We start from the raw sequence: 15920 nt of genomic DNA on the forward strand, positions 1-15920 counted from the left end.
TGAGGGGCCGTTCCGGACAGAGAGGGGCCCGGAAACGTGCCACAGACGCAAGAGCAGGAACTGACCTGGACCGAACTGGACCAGAAGGCGGTCGACACCGTCCGCATCCTCGCGGCGGACGCCGTGGAGAAGGTGGGCAACGGTCACCCGGGTACGGCGATGAGCCTCGCACCGGCGGCCTACCTCCTTTTCCAGAAGCTCATGCGGCACGACCCCTCGGACCCCGAGTGGACCGGACGCGACCGCTTCGTCCTCTCCCCCGGCCATACCTCGCTGACCCTCTACATCCAGCTCTTCCTCTCCGGGTACGGCCTGGAGCTCGACGACCTCAAGGCGCTGCGCACCTGGGGTTCGCTCACGCCCGGGCACCCCGAGTACCGCCACACCAAGGGCGTGGAGATCACCACCGGCCCGCTGGGTCAGGGCCTCGCGACGTCCGTCGGGTTCGCCTACGGCCAGCGCCGCCAGCGCGGCATGTTCGACGCCGACGCCCCCGCCGGCACCAGCCCGTTCGACCACACCATCTGGGTCATCGCCTCGGACGGTGACCTCCAGGAGGGTGTCACGGCGGAAGCATCCTCGCTCGCCGGGCACCAGGAGCTCGGCAACCTCGTGGTCGTCTACGACCAGAACCACATCTCAATCGAGGACGACACCGACATCGCGTTCTCCGAGGACGTCCTCAGGCGGTACGAGGCCTACGGCTGGCATGTCCAGCGCGTCGACTGGACGAAGACCGGTGAGTACGTCGAGGACGTCGCCGAGCTGTACTCCGCGCTCGTCGAGGCCAAGAACGAGACCTCCAAGCCCTCGATCGTCGCCCTGCGCACGATCATCGGGTACCCCGCGCCGAACAAGCAGAACACGGGTAAGATCCACGGTTCCGCCCTCGGTAAGGACGAGGTCGCGGCGGTGAAGGAAGCCCTCGGCTTCGACCCGGAGAAGCACTTCGACGTCGACCCGGAGGTCCTGGAGCACGCCCGTGGTGTGGTGCAGCGCGGCGCGGAGGCCCACGCCGAGTGGCAGCAGGGCTTCGACGCCTGGGCGTCGGCGCACGCGGACGAGGCGGCCCTGCTGGAGCGCATCCAGGCCCGCACGCTCCCCGAGGGCTGGGAGGCGAGCCTGCCCAGCTTCGAGGCGGGCAAGGACGTCTCGACCCGCGCAGCCTCGGGCAAGGTCCTCACCGCGATCGGTCCCGTGCTCCCCGAACTCTGGGGCGGCAGTGCGGACCTCGCCGAGTCGAACAACACGACCATCGAGGGATCGCCGTCCTTCATCCCCGAGAGCCGCCAGACCAACGCCTGGTCGGGGAACCCCTACGGCCGGGTCCTCCACTTCGGGATCCGTGAGCACGCGGCGGCCGCGATCGTCAACGGCATCGTGATGCACAGCAGCACGCGCGCCTTCTCCGGCACCTTCCTCATCTTCAGCGACTACCAGCGGCCCGCGGTCCGCCTCGGAGCGCTCATGGGCGTCCCCGCGATCTACGTGTGGACCCACGATTCCATCGGCCTCGGGGAGGACGGCCCCACTCACCAGCCAGTGGAGCAGCTCTCCTCGCTGCGCACCATCCCCGGTCTCGACGTCGTCCGCCCCGGCGACGCGAACGAGGTCGCCATCGCCTGGCGCACCATCCTCGAGAACACCGAGAACCCCGCCGGGATCGTGCTCACGCGCCAGAACATCCCCACCTACGAGCGGGGCGACGGCGTCGCATCGGGAGACACGTTCGGCTCGGCGGAGGGTGTGGCCAAGGGCGGGTACGTCCTCGCGGAGGCGAAGGACGGCGCCCCCGACGTCATCCTGATCGGTACGGGCTCCGAGGTGCAGCTGGCCGTCGAGGCCCGCGAGCAGCTCGAGTCGCAGGGCATCTCTGCGCGCGTCGTGTCCATGCCGTGCCTCGAGTGGTTCAACGCCCAGGACGCCGCGTACCGCGACAGCGTCCTGCCGCGCACCGTCCGTGCCCGCGTCTCCGTCGAGGCCGGCGTGTCCCAGAGCTGGCACGGGATCGTCGGCGACGCCGGACGCAGCGTGTCGCTGGAGCACTTCGGCGCATCCGCCGACTACAAGACGCTGTACCGGGAGTTCGGCATCACCAGCGACGCCGTCGTGGCCGCCGCGAAGGACTCGCTCGAGGCCGTCGCCGCCGACCCCCTGGCACCGAACGGCACCGCAGCCATGGCCTCGGGCCACCAGGCCACCGAGACCGGCGACCAGCAGTAGCCTGCACCGCACGTCCCACACCAGCACCCACCAGCACTCATCCGCAGCAGCGGACAAGGAGCACATCATGACCACAACACCCACCGCCGACCTCTCGGCCGCCGGCGTCTCCATCTGGCTCGACGACCTCTCGCGGGAACGCCTCAACTCGGGAGGCTTCAAGCGCCTCATCGAGGACCTGAACGTGGTCGGCGTGACCACGAACCCGAGTATCTTCGCCGCCGCCCTCAAGAACGGCGACTCGTACGCCACCCAGGTCGGCGCCCTCGCCGAGGCCGGGGCCGACGTCGACCGGGCCGTCTTCGACATCACGACCCACGACGTCGCCCAGGCCTGCGACCTCTTCGCCGCGGAGGCCAAGCGCACCGACGGCGCCGACGGCCGCGTCTCGATCGAGGTGGACCCCCGCCTGTCCCGCGACACGGCGGGAACCATCGCCGAGGCCAAGCGCCTGCACGCCAAGGTGCAGCGCACCAACGTGCTCATCAAGATCCCCGCGACGGTCGAGGGGCTCGAGGCCATCTCCGAGACGCTCGCCGCCGGCATCAGCGTCAACGTCACCCTGATCTTCTCCCTCGAGCGCTACCGGGCGGTCATCAACGCCTTCATGATCGGTCTCGAGCAGGCCAGGGAGAACGGGCACGACCTCGCCACGATCCACTCGGTCGCCTCCTTCTTCGTCTCGCGCGTCGACGCGGAGATCGACGCGCGGCTCGACGCCGTCGGCAGCGAGGAGGCCACGGCGCTCAAGGGCAAGGCAGGTCTTGCCAACGCGCGTCTCGCCTACCAGGTCTTCCAGGAGCAGTTCTCGTCCGAGCGCTGGCAGGTCCTCGAAGCGGCCGGGGCGAACGCCCAGCGCCCCCTCTGGGCCTCGACCGGCGTCAAGGATCCGAACCTCCCCGACACGCTCTACGTCGCAGGACTCGTCGCCGCGAACGTCGTGAACACCATGCCCGAGAAGACGCTCGACGCGATGGCCGACCACGGCGTGGTCGAGGGAGACACCATCACCGGCTCCTACGCGGAGGCCGCCGACGTGCTCGACAAGCTCGACGCCCTCGGCGTGTCCTACCAGGAGGTCGTCGAGAAGCTCGAGACGGAAGGCCTCGACAAGTTCGTGACCAGCTGGTCGGAGCTCCTCGAGACCGTCCAGACCGCGCTCGACGCGGCGAAGGGCTGACCCCCGTGGGCTCCTTCGCTCTGACCGCCTCCGGCGATGCGCTTACCGCCGTCGACGCCGCGGTACCCACGCTCGTCGCCGATCGTTTCGCCTCCCGGCTGATGGCCAAGGACGCCACCCTGTGGGGCGCCGACGCCGAGCCCGAGGCGTCGATCCGCCTCGGCTGGATCGATCTGTTCGACGGTTCCCGCGCTCTGCTGCCCGAGATCGCCGGGCTGCGCGCGGACCTGAACGGCGAGGGCGTGGACCGGATCGTCCTGTGCGGCATGGGCGGCTCGTCGCTCGCGCCGGAGGTCATCACCAAGGAGGCCGGAGTCGAGCTCGTCGTCCTCGACGCCACCGATCCGGAGCAGGTCCGGGCAGCCCTCGAGGATCAGCTGGAGCGCACCGCCATCGTGGTGTCGTCGAAGTCGGGTTCCACGGTGGAGACCGATTCCCAGCGCCGCGTGTTCGAGCAGGCCTTCACGGACGCGGGCATCGACGCCGCATCGCGCATCATCGTCGTCACCGACCCGGGCTCGCCCCTGGAGGAGGCCTCGAGGGCTGCCGGCTACCGCAGGGTCTTCACGGCCAACGCCGAGGTGGGCGGCCGGTACTCCGCGCTGACCGCGTTCGGCCTCGTGCCCTCGGGGCTCGCGGGTGCGGACATCGAGACGCTGCTCAACGATGCCGAGGACAGCGCGGAGTTCCTCGGTGACGATGACGCCGGCAACGTCGGGCTCCAGCTGGGTGCCGTCCTCGGAGGAACCGCTCCCCTGCGCGACAAGATCGTGTTCGCCGACGCAGGTTCCGGTCTCCCCGGCTTCGCCGACTGGGCGGAGCAGCTCATCGCGGAATCCACCGGCAAGCTCGGTACGGGCCTCCTGCCCGTCGTCGCGTCGATCGACGCTCCGGAACTGGCCGACGTCGCCGACGACGTGCTCCCCGTGGTCCTCGCGCCGTTCGACGAGGCGCCGAGCGACGAGTCGACGACCGGGACGCGGGTGACCGTCAGCGGGAACCTGGGCAGCCAGATGTTCGTCTGGGAGTACGCGGTCGCGGTGGCCGGCCGACTGCTCGGCATCAACCCCTTCGACCAGCCGGACGTCGAGGCCGCGAAGAAGGCCGCCCGCGGCCTGCTCGACGCCCAGCCCGAGCCCACGCCGGCCGCCTTCACCGACGGCGCCGTCGAGGTGCGCGGCGACGCCGGACTGCTGGGGTCGTCCAGCACCCTCGCGGAGGCTCTCGAGGCGCTCCTCGCGGCGATCCCCGTGAACGGCTACCTGTCGGTCCAGGCGTACCTCGACCGGCACCGCCAGGCGGATCTCGAGCACATCCGTGGCCCCCTGGCCGCTGCGACCGGACGCCCGGTCACCTTCGGGTGGGGTCCGCGCTTCCTGCACTCCACCGGTCAGTACCACAAGGGCGGCTCCGCCATCGGCGCATATCTGCAGCTCACGGGCGCCGGCAGCACCGATCTCGCGATCCCGGACCGCCCGTTCACCTTCGGTGAGCTCATCGCGGCCCAGGCCGCCGGTGACGCCCAGGTCCTCGCGGACCACGGCCGTCCGGTCCTCCGGCTGCACCTCACCGACCGCACCGCGGGCGTCCCCCAGCTGCGGGACGTCGTCGCCTCCCTCGCCGCCCCCGGCGAGGTCCGCGGGAACGGCTGAGGATGGCTGACAGCACATCGACCCGTGCGGCCAATCCCCTCCGCGATCCCCGTGACCGCCGGCTGAGCAGGATCGCGGGACCCTCGTCCCTGGTCCTGTTCGGCGTCACCGGCGATCTGGCCCGCAAGAAGCTCATGCCGGCCATCTACGACCTGGCGAACAGGGGCCTCCTGCCCCCGAGCTTCGGGCTCGTCGGCTTCGGCCGCAGGGACTGGAGCAACGAGGACTTCGTCCAGCAGGTCCGGGACTCCGTGACGCAGCACGCCCGGACGCCGTTCAACGAGACGGTCTGGGAGCAGCTCTCGGCGGGCATCCGCTTCGTCAGGGGCGAGTTCGACGACGACGACGCCTTCCGCGACCTGAAGGAGTGCATCGAGGAACTGGATGCGAGCCGGGGAACGCGGGGCAACCACGCGTTCTACCTCTCCATCCCGCCCAACGCCTTCGAGACGGTCTGCCAGAAGCTCTCCGAGCACGGCCTGGCCCAGCCCGACGACGGCGAGTGGCGCAGGGTGGTCATCGAGAAGCCCTTCGGCCACGACCTCGAGTCGGCGCGCGAGCTGAACAGCATCGTCGAGGAAGTCTTCCCTCCGGACGCCGTGTTCCGCATCGACCACTACCTCGGCAAGGAGACGGTCCAGAACATCCTGGCGCTGCGCTTCGCGAACCAGCTCTTCGAGCCGCTGTGGAACGCCAACTACGTGGACCACGTGCAGATCACCATGGCCGAGGACATCGGCATCGGCAGCCGCGCCGGGTACTACGACGGCGTCGGAGCGGCACGCGACGTCATCCAGAACCACCTCCTGCAGCTGCTCGCCCTCACGGCGATGGAGGAGCCCATCTCCTTCGACGCCCACCACCTGCGGTCCGAGAAGGAGAAGGTCCTCGCGGCCGTCTCCCTGCCGGAGGACCTGACCGAGCGTTCCGCCCGCGGACAGTACGAGGCAGGCTGGCAGGGCGGTGAGCGGGTCAACGGATTCCTCGAGGAGGACGGCATCCCCGCTGACTCCACGACGGAGAGCTTCGCGGCCCTCCGCCTCGACATCAACACACGGCGTTGGTCCGGGGTGCCCTTCTACCTGCGCGCGGGGAAGCGCCTCGGACGCAGGGTGACGGAGATCGCCGTCGTGTTCAAACGCGCACCGAACCTGCTGTTCCGGGACCACAACGAGGAGGACTTCGGGCAGAACGCCGTCGTCATCCGCGTCCAGCCGGACGAGGGCGTCACCATCCGCTTCGGGTCCAAGGTCCCCGGGACCCAGACCGAGGTACGCGACGTGACGATGGACTTCGGGTACGGCCACTCCTTCACGGAGTCCAGCCCCGAGGCCTACGAGCGCCTCATCCTCGACGTGCTGCTCGGCGAACCGCCGCTGTTCCCCCGCCAGGAGGAGGTCGAGCTCTCGTGGAAGATCCTCGACCCGTTCGAGAAGTACTGGGCCACCCTCGACGGCCAGCCCGAGCCCTACGTGCCCGGTAGCTGGGGCCCCGCATCCGCCGACGAGCTGCTCGCAGCCGATGGACGTACCTGGAGAAGGCCATGATCGTGGAACTGCCGGACACCACCACCTCGAAGGTGTCCAAGGAACTGATGGCCATGCGTGAGCGCGGTGGCGTCGTCGCTCTCGGGCGGGTCCTGACGCTCGTCGTCATCACGCGTTCCGGGTACGAGGAGGAGGCGATCGACGCGGCGAACGACGCGAGCCGCGAGCATCCGTGCCGCATCATCGTCCTCGCCGAGGGATCGCCGGACGAGCCGACCCGGCTCGACGGCCAGATCAGGGTGGGAGGTGACGCCGGCGCCTCCGAGGTGATCGTCCTGCGCGGGTACGGCGACCTCGCGGACGAGAACGAATCGCTCGTCTCCGCCCTGCTGCTCCCGGATGCGCCGATCGTCGCCTGGTGGCCCCACGGCGCGCCGGAAGCCGCAGCGCAGACGTCGATCGGCAGCATCGCGCACCGTCGCATCACCGACTCCGCCAATGAGAAGGACCCCACAGCGGCACTGTTCACCATCAGCAGCACCTACACGGCCGGGGACACCGATCTCGCCTGGACGAGGCTGACGAACTGGCGCATCCAGCTCGCGGCGGTCATGGACCAGGTGAAGGGCGACCAGCCCGTCACCGCCGTGACGGTCGAGGGCGCGTCCGACTCCCCCAGCACCGTCCTGCTCGCGGCATGGTTGACCATGACGCTGGACGCCCCCGTCACCATCGCGGCGGGACCCGCCGGCACGGGCCTGAAGCGGGTCCGGCTGAAGCGCAGCGGCGGGGACATCGAACTGCACCGTCCCGGTCACGACGTCGCCGAGCTGTACCAGCCCGATCAGCCGGTGCAGCGCATCTCGCTGCCCCGCCGCGGGCTGCGTGACTGCCTCGCGGAGGAGTTGCGACGCCTGGACCCGGACGAGGTCTTCGGCGAGGTCATCACCGAAGGACTGTCCCGCACCAACCTGAGGAGTGTACGAACGAGTGAGCGCTGAACCGAAAGTCAGCATCCATCCGTCCCAGACCTCGCTTGCGGCAGCCGTCGCGGCCCGGCTCATCACGAGACTGGTCGACGTGCAGAGCGACCGGGGCACCGCCACCGTGGTGCTCACCGGCGGCTCGATCGGCACCGCGGCACTGAGGGCGGTCGCCGAGTCCCCGGCGCACACCGCCGTGGACTGGTCCAACGTGCACGTCTGGTGGGGTGACGAGCGCTTCCTCGCGGCCGACGATCCCGAGCGGAACGCCGTCCAGGCCCGTGCGGCCCTCCTGGACCATGTCGGCGTGGATCCGGCGAAGGTCCACGAGTTCGGTGCGAGCGATGCGTTCGACGACGAGGATGCCGCAGCGGCGGACTACGCGGCCCAGCTCGCCGCTGCGGCCGAAGCCGAGCTCGATGCCGATCCTGGCGCCGTGCAGACGGATCCCCGACTGCCCCGATTCGACGTCCTCCTGCTGGGCGTGGGGCCGGACGCGCACATCGCCTCGCTGTTCCCGGAGATGGCGGGCATCCGTACGAAGGGTTCGACGACGGTGGGCGTGGCCGACGCGCCGAAGCCCCCGCCCAAGCGCGGCTCCCTGACCCTGGAGACGATCAACACCGCCCAGGAGGTCTGGCTGTCGGTGAGCGGCAGCGACAAGGCCGGTGCCGTGGGGCTCGCCCTCGCAGGGGCCGGACACGTCCAGGTCCCGGCCGCCGGCGCACGCGGGCTCCGGAAGACCCTGTGGCTCATCGACCAGGACGCGGCACAGAAGCTTCCCGGCCGGCTGATCGACCACGACGAGGAGCAGGCCGGCTGACGCCGCCACCTCGGAGACGACGAAAGAGCCCCCGCTTCGTCGAAGCGGGGGCTCTCTCGTCGTGTCGGAAGGGTCAGGATTCGCCGGCGAACCGCTGGATCAGGCCGAGCGCCACGATCACGACGCCCCAGGCGAGGCCCAGTGCAACCGTGAAGCGATTGAGGTTGCGCTCGGCAACACCGGAGGATCCCATGCTCGAGGTCATCCCACCGCCGAACATGTCCGACATTCCGCCGCCACGGCCCTTGTGCAGCAGGATCAGCAGGGTCAGCAGGAGGCTGGTGATCCCGAGCAGGACGAGCAGGATGATACGAAGGATGTCCACGGGGCCCTTTCAAGGCTCGGAAAGCCGCTCGTCGGAGCGGCAGGCGCAGGAACTAGTCTGTCACCAGATGCTGTTCGAACCTGACAATACTAGCAAATTCGGACACGTCGAGGCTCGCACCGCCGACGAGCACGCCGTCGACGTCGCGCTCCTTCAGGATGCTTGCGGCGTTCGCAGCCTTGACCGATCCACCGTAGAGCAGGCGCGTCTTCGCGGCGGTGTCGGCGTCGAAGAGGGTTGCGAGTTCGGCGCGGATGGCGGCGCACATCTCCTGCGCGTCCTCGGGCCCGGCGACCTCGCCCGTCCCGATGGCCCAGACGGGCTCGTAGGCGACGACGAGCCTTCCTGCCTGGTCCGCGTCGAGACCGGTGACACCCTGGCGCAGCTGCTCGAGGGTGTGGGCGACGTGCGTGCCGGCCTGGCGGATCTCGAGTCCCTCACCCACGCAGAGGACGGGCACGAGGTCGTGGCGGTAGGCAGCGTGCACCTTGCGGTTCAGGACCTCGTCCGACTCGTGGTGGATGGTACGGCGCTCGGAGTGGCCCACGAGCACGTACGTGCAGTCGAGCTTGGCGAGGAACTGACCCGAGATGTCGCCGGTGTAGGCACCGGAGTCCTCGGGTGAGAGATCCTGACCGCCGAAGACCACCTCCAGGTTGTCGCCCTTCACGAGGGTCTGCACGCCTCGGAGATCGGTGAACGGAGGGAAGACCGAGACCTCGACGCGGGAGAAGTCGTGGTCGGCGTCGTCGAGGGTCCAGGCGAGCTTCTGCAGGAACGTGATCCCCTGCATGTGGTCCAGGTTCATCTTCCAGTTGCCCGCGATGAGCGGCCGGCGATCGAACGCGCCGTTGGTCGAGGTGGTCATCGTCTTCTCCATCATGGTCGTGTCATGGCGGCGGGATCCGGTGCCCTGGGGCTCCGGATCCCGCCGGTGTGGGTCATGCAGGGGGACCGCCGGACAAATCCGGACCGGCCCCGTCGGGCCCTACCCGCGCTCGAGGGCGCTGAGGCCGGGCAGTTCCTTGCCCTCGAGGTATTCGAGGCTCGCACCGCCACCGGTCGAGATGTGCCCGAACTGGTCGTCGGCGAAACCGAGGCCCCGGACGGCTGCGGCGGAGTCGCCGCCACCGACGACCGTGAGAGCACCGGCGGCCTCCGCATCGACGAGCGCCTGGGCCACGGAGCGGGTGCCGCCGGCGAAGGAATCGAACTCGAACACGCCCATCGGGCCGTTCCAGAAGACCGTCTTCGCCTCGGCGATGTTCGCTGCGAAGTCCTGCGCCGTCACCGGTCCGATGTCCAGCCCGAGACCTTCGGCGCCATACGGCCCCGATTCGATGGCGTCGGCGGCGATCACGCTGCTGCCGGCGTCCGCGGCGAACTTCTCGGCCACCACGATGTCCGTCGGCAGCACGAACTGCGTGCCGTCACGTGGACCGCGCTCGAGGTAGCCGCGCACCGTCCCGATCTGGTCCTCCTCGAGGAGGCTCGCCCCGACGCGGTGACCCTGGGCTGCGAGGAACGTGAACACCATGCCGCCGCCCACGAGGATGCGGTCGGCGGTGCCGATCAGATTCTCGATCACGGCGAGCTTGTCCGAGACCTTCGACCCCCCGAGCACCACGACGAACGGCCGCTGCGGGTCCTTCGTCAGCCGTTCGAGGACCACGAGCTCCGCCCTGACCAGGTCACCCTGGTACGCGGGCAGCAGGGCCGCGATGTCGAAGACGCTCGCATGCCGGCGGTGCACGGCACCGAAGGCGTCGTCCACGTACGCGCCGTCCTCGCCGGCGAGCTCGGCGAGCTCCCGCGCGAAGGCCGTGCGGTCGCCGTCGTCCTTGCTCGTCTCACGGGCATCGAAACGGACGTTCTCCAGCACGAGCACCTCGCCCTCCCCGAGTGCGGCGGCAGCGCTCCGCGCCCCCTCACCCGTGGTGTCGGGCGCGAGTGCGACCGGGAAGTCTGCCAGCTCGCGGAGGACGTCGACAGCCGGCGCGAGGGAGTACTTCGCCTCGGGCGCCCCCTTGGGCCGGCCGAGGTGTGCCATGACGATCACGGCCGCCCCTGCCTGGACCAGCTTGCGCAGGACGGGCAGGGACGCGCGGACACGGCCGTCGTCGGTCACCGTCAGGGAGGGGACGTCACCCTCCAGGGGGACGTTGAGGTCGGAACGGACGAGGACGCGACGTCCCCGGACGCCCTCGGCGAGGAGGTCGTCGAGCGATGCGTAGGCCACGGGCGGATCCGCCTAGGAGAGCTTTGCCGCGACGATTTCGGTCAGGTCGACCAGGCGGTTCGAGTAGCCCCACTCGTTGTCGTACCAGCCGACGACCTTGACCTGGTTGCCGAGGACCTTCGTCAGGCCGGAGTCGAAGATGCACGACGCCGGATCCGTCACGATGTCCGAGGAGACGATGGGGTCCTCGGTGTAGGAGAGGTAGCCCTTGAGCGAGCCGTCGGCAGCTGCTGCCTTGTAGGCGGCGTTGACCTCCTCGGCGGTGACCTCGCGGCCGACCGTCACGGTCAGGTCCGTCGCGGAACCGGTGGGGACCGGGACGCGGATGGCGTAGCCGTCCAGCTTGCCCTTCAGTTCGGGCAGGACGAGGCCGATGGCCTTCGCCGCTCCCGTGGAGGTGGGGACCATGTTGATCGCGGCGGCGCGCGCACGGCGGAGATCCTTGTGGGGACCGTCCTGCAGGTTCTGGTCGGCCGTGTAGGCGTGCACCGTGGTCATGAGGCCGCGCTCGATACCGAAGGAGTCGTTCAGCACCTTGGCGAGAGGGCCGAGGCAGTTCGTGGTGCACGAGGCGTTCGAGATGATGTGGTGGTTCTCGGGGTCGTAGTCGCCGTCGTTGACGCCGAGCACCACGGTGAGATCCTCGTCGGAGGCGGGAGCGGAGATCAGGACCTTCCTCGCACCGGCGTCGATGTGCTTCTGAGCGTCGGAGGCCTTGGTGAAGAAGCCGGTGGACTCGATGACGATGTCCACGTCCAGGTCCTTCCAGGGCAGGTTCGCGGGATCGCGCTCGGCCAGCACCTTGACGCGCTTGCCTCCGACCACGAGGTCACCGCCGTCGACCTCCACGGAGGCCTTCAGGCGACCGGTGACGGAGTCGTACTTCAGCAGGTGCGCGAGGGCCTCGGGGCTCGTGAGGTCGTTGACGGCCACGATCTCGAGGTCGGCACCCTGCTCCAGGGCGGCGCGGAAGTAGTTGCGGCCGATGCGGCCGAAGCCGTTGATTCCAACACGGGTAGTCACGGGTTTCCATCTCCTTGATAGGTGGTGCCGCCGGCCCTCCCTCTCGGGTGACGCCGGCGACGAATACATCTTGTACCGGGCACCCCTTCGTGCCGACGTTGATCGGGTCCTGCGGGCTCCCTGTGAAGCCGGTCATCCGTTCGGAGCCGTGCGGGGATCGCTCCCTGCACGGCTCCAACCTTACTCAGCGCTGCGTTCCCGCGCGCACTCGTGACGCGGGTTGCCCCGCCGGTGAGGCGCGTGGTGGCGTCCTGCAGCCGGAGCGTGCAGTGCGGTGCGCTGTCGGGTGGCTAGTGGCCGGGGGTGATCAGGCTCGAGGCCCCGGTCCTCGCAGCCTGGAAACGGGTCTGGACATCGGCCCAGTTCACCAGGTTCCACCACGCCTTCACGTACTCGGGCTTCACGTTCACGTAGTCCAGGTAGAACGCGTGCTCCCACATGTCCAGCATCAGCAGCGGAACCGTGCCCACCGGCACGTTGCCCTGCTGGTCGTAGAGCTGCTCGATCACGATGTTCTTCCCCAGCGGCTCGTACGCCAGGACCGCCCACCCCGACCCCTGCAGCGACGTCGCCGCCGCCGTGAAGTGCGCCCGGAACGCGTCGAAGGACCCGAACGCGTCATCCAGCGCCGCAGCCAGCTCACCCTCGGGCTTGTCCCCGCCCTCGGGCGACATGTTCTTCCAGAAGATGCTGTGGTTGATCACACCACCCACATGGAACGCCAGATCCTTGGAGAGCTTCGGGATGGTCCCGAACTCACCCTTCTCACGCGCCTCGGCCAGCTGCGCCAGGGCATCATTGGCGCCCTTGACATAGGTGGCCTGGTGCTTGGAATGATGCAGCTCCATGATCCGGCCCGAGATGTGCGGCTCCAGGGCCGCGTAGTCGTAGTCAAGATCCGGCAGTACGTAAACGCTCACGTAGTCCTCCATGTAGTGATCCCGTGTACCCGCGCTGCCCGCAACCCCTCACGGGCTCCGAACGGCAGGAGTCCCGCCGGATCAGCTATCGACCGCGAGCGGGCTTGCTGTTCCATCCTATGCATTCATTCACTCGTCGAGCATGTCCGCGGTCACATTGGCGTCGGTCCCCGGGATGCCGATGTCCGAGGCCCTCTTGTCGGCCATCGCGAGGAGCCTCCGGATGCGGCCGGCGATGGCATCCTTCGTCATCGGAGGGTCCGCGAGGCGCCCCAGCTCGTCCAGGCTGGCCTGCTTGTGGGCCACCCTCAGCTCGCCGGCATAGCGCAGGTGCTCCGGGACCGTCTCACCGAGGATCTCGAGCGCGCGCTCCACGCGGGCACCGGCGGCGACGGCGGCCTGGGCGGAGCGGCGCAGGTTGGCGTCGTCGAAGTTCGCGAGGCGGTTCGCCGTGGCCCGCACCTCCTTGCGCATGCGCCGTTCCTCCCACACCATGAGGGCGTCGTGCGCGCCCATGCGGGTGAGGAGCGCGGCGATCGTGTCACCGTCCCGGATGACGACACGGTCGACGCCGCGTACCTCGCGGGCCTTCGCGGCGATGTCGAGGCGGCGGGCGGCGCCGACCAGTGCGAGGGCGGACTCGGGGCCGGGGCAGGTGACCTCGAGCGACGACGAGCGCCCGGGCTCCGTCAGCGAGCCGTGGGCGAGGAAGGCACCGCGCCAGACCGCCTCGGCGTCCGCGGTCGAGCCGTTGACGACGGCGGAGGGCAGTCCCCGCACGGGGCGGCCGCGGGTGTCGAGGAGCCCGGTCTGCCGGGCGAGGGACTCGCCCTCGCGCACCACGCGCACCACGTAGCGGTTGCCTCGCTTGAGTCCGCCGCCCGTGACCACGATGATCTCGCTGTTGTGGCCGTATACCTCCGCGATCGCGGCACGGAGGCGCCGCGCGGTCGACGCGAGATCCACCTCGGCCTCGATGACGATCCGGCCGGAGATGATGTGGAGTCCTCCGGCGAATCTCAGCAGCGCGGACACCTCGGCCTTGCGGACCGAGGACTTCTTGACGTCGAGGTGCGAGAGCTCCTCCTTGACGTCGGCGGTCAGGGCCACAGATACACTCCTAGTTCTCCCCAAACATGTCGTTGTAGGACGTCGCCAGCCGCAACGGATCATGTACGGGCTTTCCGGTCGAAACTCCCACTGTACCGAAGACGGCGCGCCCGCCCATCCCGGCGACGGCCCGCTCGAACGCGGCATGGTCCCCTACCACGGCGGGGTCGACGAGGACGACGTCGACGGTGAATTCCGGGGCGTAGCGCGAGATCACGGTGAGGTGGTCGATGGCGCTCATGCCCTGCGTCTCCTTCGTGTCGTTGCTGAGGTTCATGGTGAGGCAGCGCCGGGCCGACGTGCGGCAGAGGGCGTCCCGCAACTCGGGGAGGAGCAGGTGGGGCAGCACCGAGGTGTACCAGGAGCCCGGCCCGAGCACCACCCAGTCGGCGAGTTCGATCGCCTCGAGAGCGTCCTGGCACGCGGGGGCCGACGCCGGGAGGAGCCGGACGTTGCTCACGTTGCCGGTCTCGGCCGCGACGGCGAGCTTCGCCTGGCCGGAGACGTTCGTGACGCGCAGGGCACCGTCCACCTCGCTGAGGACGTCCCCCTCGATCGTCAGGGGGACGCTGGCCATCGGCAGCACGCGTCCGCGCGCCCCGAGGAGTGCCCCCGCCCATTGAAGGCCTGCCACAGGATCACCGAGGAGCTCCCAGAGCGTGACGATCAGCAGATTTCCCATGGCGTGGTGGTCGAGCGACCCCTCGACGCCGGGACGGGACGTGAACCGGTGCTGCATGACGTCGCGCCACGTGCGGCCCCAGTCGGTGTCGTCGCACAGGGCCGCCAGGGCCATGCGGAGATCCCCCGGCGGCAGCACTCCCAGTTCGTGGCGGAGGCGCCCGGAGGACCCGCCGTCGTCCGCCACCGTCACCACGGCGGTCAGTTCCTGCGTCAGGAGGCGCAGCGCCGAGAGGGAGGCGGACAGGCCGTGTCCACCGCCGAGGGCGACGACGGACGGCCCGGGTCCCTGCCCCTCACCGCCCTGGCGTGCCGCCGGCGGGATGAGGGGCAACGGGCCCGAGAACAGCGCCACTACTCACGCCCGAGGTCGCGGTGGTGGGCCGTGACCTGCACTCCGGGCAGCTGCGCCAGGCGCTGCGCGATCTCCTCGGTCACCGCGACGGAACGGTGCTTCCCGCCCGTGCAGCCGACGGCGATGGTCGCGTAGTGCTTGTTCTCCCGGCGGTAGCCGTCGAGGACGGGGACGAGGGCGTGCACGTAGCGGTCGATGAAGTCGCCGGCCCCCTGCGCCCCGAGGACGTAGTCGCGGACCGGCGCATCCAGCCCGGTCTGCGGGCGGAGGACCGGCACCCAGTGCGGGTTCGGGATGAAGCGCACGTCGGCGACGTAGTTGGCGTCCACCGGCAGTCCGTACTTGAAGCCGAAGCTCATCACGTTGAGGCGGAGGACGATCGGGCCCGACTCCGAGAACAGCTCGGTGACGCTGGTTGCCAGCGCGTGGACGTTGAGCTCGGTCGTGTCGATCACGATGTCCGAGGAGTGCTTGAGCTCCTTCAGGACCTCGCGCTCGGCGGCGATGCCGTCGAGGATGCGTCCGTCCCCCTGCAGCGGGTGCGGACGGCGCCCCTGCTCGAACCGGCGGACCAGCACGGCGTCGTCGGCGTCGAGGAACAGCACGCGGTAGTTGACGCCCGCTGCTCGCAGGGCCGCCAGCGAGGCGCGGATGTCGTTGAAGAGTTCCTTGCCGCGCACGTCGATCACGACGGCCAGCTTCGGGATGGACTGGGGCGTCCTGGCCACGAGTTCCGTCAGCGTGGACAGCATCTGCGGTGGGAGGTTCTCCACGACGTACCAGCCGTGGTCCTCGAGCGCATTGGCCGCCGTGCTGCGGCCGGCGCCCGACATGCCGGTCACCACCAGCAGCTCGGACTCGGTGGGTTTGACCGGAGTCAGGCTCGTGGCCTCAGTCATCGTGGTGCATCCGTTCCGGA

The 15920-nt window shown here is 69.6% G+C and carries 14 protein-coding genes; 6 read left to right on the plus strand and 8 right to left on the minus strand.

Annotated features, from left to right (window positions below; all coding sequences use genetic code 11):
* The first annotated feature begins 36 nt into the window (after window positions 1-36).
* The 6 genes from tkt to pgl all read left to right on the plus strand — a co-directional run bounded on the left by tkt (window position 37) and on the right by pgl (window position 8348).
* On the plus strand, window positions 37-2223 hold the full coding sequence (gene tkt, locus FNH21_RS09420; protein ID WP_191931804.1) for a transketolase: 2187 nt from the start codon (window positions 37-39) through the stop codon (window positions 2221-2223).
* Between the two features lie 67 nt (window positions 2224-2290).
* Window positions 2291-3403: a transaldolase gene (gene tal, locus FNH21_RS09425; protein ID WP_152814593.1), complete on the plus strand. Its 1113-nt coding sequence runs from the start codon at window positions 2291-2293 to the stop codon at window positions 3401-3403.
* A 5-nt stretch (window positions 3404-3408) separates the two neighbouring features.
* The gene (locus tag FNH21_RS09430; RefSeq protein ID WP_338403224.1) at window positions 3409-5055 is read left to right on the plus strand and encodes a glucose-6-phosphate isomerase; all 1647 of its coding nucleotides are present in this window, start codon (window positions 3409-3411) and stop codon (window positions 5053-5055) included.
* 2 nt (window positions 5056-5057) lie between these two features.
* Entirely contained in the window at window positions 5058-6602 is a 1545-nt protein-coding gene (gene zwf / locus FNH21_RS09435; RefSeq protein WP_152814595.1) for a glucose-6-phosphate dehydrogenase, read from the plus strand.
* Window positions 6599-7543 (plus strand): glucose-6-phosphate dehydrogenase assembly protein OpcA, encoded by a 945-nt coding sequence (locus FNH21_RS09440; RefSeq protein WP_152814597.1) that lies wholly within the window; start codon window positions 6599-6601, stop codon window positions 7541-7543. Before zwf ends, FNH21_RS09440 begins: the two co-directional genes overlap by 4 nt.
* The gene (gene pgl, locus FNH21_RS09445) at window positions 7533-8348 is read left to right on the plus strand and encodes a 6-phosphogluconolactonase (protein ID WP_191931805.1); all 816 of its coding nucleotides are present in this window, start codon (window positions 7533-7535) and stop codon (window positions 8346-8348) included. The genes FNH21_RS09440 and pgl overlap by 11 nt, the downstream gene beginning before the upstream one ends.
* Before the next feature lie 73 nt (window positions 8349-8421).
* On the opposite strand, the gene secG is transcribed toward pgl, so the two are convergent.
* The 8 genes from secG to rapZ form a co-directional block, all read right to left on the minus strand.
* Entirely contained in the window at window positions 8422-8673 is a 252-nt protein-coding gene (gene secG / locus FNH21_RS09450) for a preprotein translocase subunit SecG (RefSeq protein ID WP_055773518.1), read from the minus strand.
* Between the two features lie 52 nt (window positions 8674-8725).
* Window positions 8726-9541: a triose-phosphate isomerase gene (tpiA, locus tag FNH21_RS09455; protein ID WP_152814599.1), complete on the minus strand. Its 816-nt coding sequence runs from the start codon at window positions 9539-9541 to the stop codon at window positions 8726-8728.
* Between the two features lie 120 nt (window positions 9542-9661).
* Window positions 9662-10912: a phosphoglycerate kinase gene (locus FNH21_RS09460; protein ID WP_191931806.1), complete on the minus strand. Its 1251-nt coding sequence runs from the start codon at window positions 10910-10912 to the stop codon at window positions 9662-9664.
* Window positions 10913-10924: 12 nt separating this feature from the next.
* Window positions 10925-11935, minus strand: coding sequence for a type I glyceraldehyde-3-phosphate dehydrogenase (gene gap, locus FNH21_RS09465; RefSeq protein WP_191931807.1), 1011 nt, complete (start codon window positions 11933-11935; stop codon window positions 10925-10927).
* A 290-nt stretch (window positions 11936-12225) separates the two neighbouring features.
* Window positions 12226-12855, minus strand: a complete 630-nt coding sequence (locus tag FNH21_RS09470) for a superoxide dismutase (protein ID WP_191931808.1) — start codon at window positions 12853-12855, stop codon at window positions 12226-12228.
* A gap of 129 nt (window positions 12856-12984) precedes the next feature.
* On the minus strand, window positions 12985-13965 hold the full coding sequence (gene whiA, locus FNH21_RS09475) for a DNA-binding protein WhiA (protein ID WP_191931809.1): 981 nt from the start codon (window positions 13963-13965) through the stop codon (window positions 12985-12987).
* 10 nt (window positions 13966-13975) lie between these two features.
* Complete coding sequence (locus FNH21_RS09480; RefSeq protein ID WP_191931810.1) at window positions 13976-15001, minus strand: uridine diphosphate-N-acetylglucosamine-binding protein YvcK; 1026 nt, start codon at window positions 14999-15001, stop codon at window positions 13976-13978.
* The gene (gene rapZ, locus FNH21_RS09485; RefSeq protein ID WP_055771633.1) at window positions 15001-15900 is read right to left on the minus strand and encodes an RNase adapter RapZ; all 900 of its coding nucleotides are present in this window, start codon (window positions 15898-15900) and stop codon (window positions 15001-15003) included. The genes FNH21_RS09480 and rapZ overlap by 1 nt, the downstream gene beginning before the upstream one ends.
* Window positions 15901-15920: the final 20 nt, after the last annotated feature.

The organism is Arthrobacter bussei (assembly GCF_009377195.2).
Lineage (GTDB): Bacteria > Actinomycetota > Actinomycetes > Actinomycetales > Micrococcaceae > Arthrobacter_D > Arthrobacter_D bussei.

Excerpts from the sequence above, each read along its gene's own strand:
- tal (WP_152814593.1), top strand. The coding sequence starts at position 2,291 with ATGACCACAACACCCACCGCCGACCTCTCGGCCGCCGGCGTCTCCATC.
- zwf (WP_152814595.1), top strand. The coding sequence starts at position 5,058 with ATGGCTGACAGCACATCGACCCGTGCGGCCAATCCCCTCCGCGATCCC.
- FNH21_RS09440 (WP_152814597.1), top strand. The coding sequence starts at position 6,599 with ATGATCGTGGAACTGCCGGACACCACCACCTCGAAGGTGTCCAAGGAA.
- tpiA (WP_152814599.1), bottom strand. The coding sequence starts at position 9,541 with ATGACCACCTCGACCAACGGCGCGTTCGATCGCCGGCCGCTCATCGCG.
- rapZ (WP_055771633.1), bottom strand. The coding sequence starts at position 15,900 with ATGACTGAGGCCACGAGCCTGACTCCGGTCAAACCCACCGAGTCCGAG.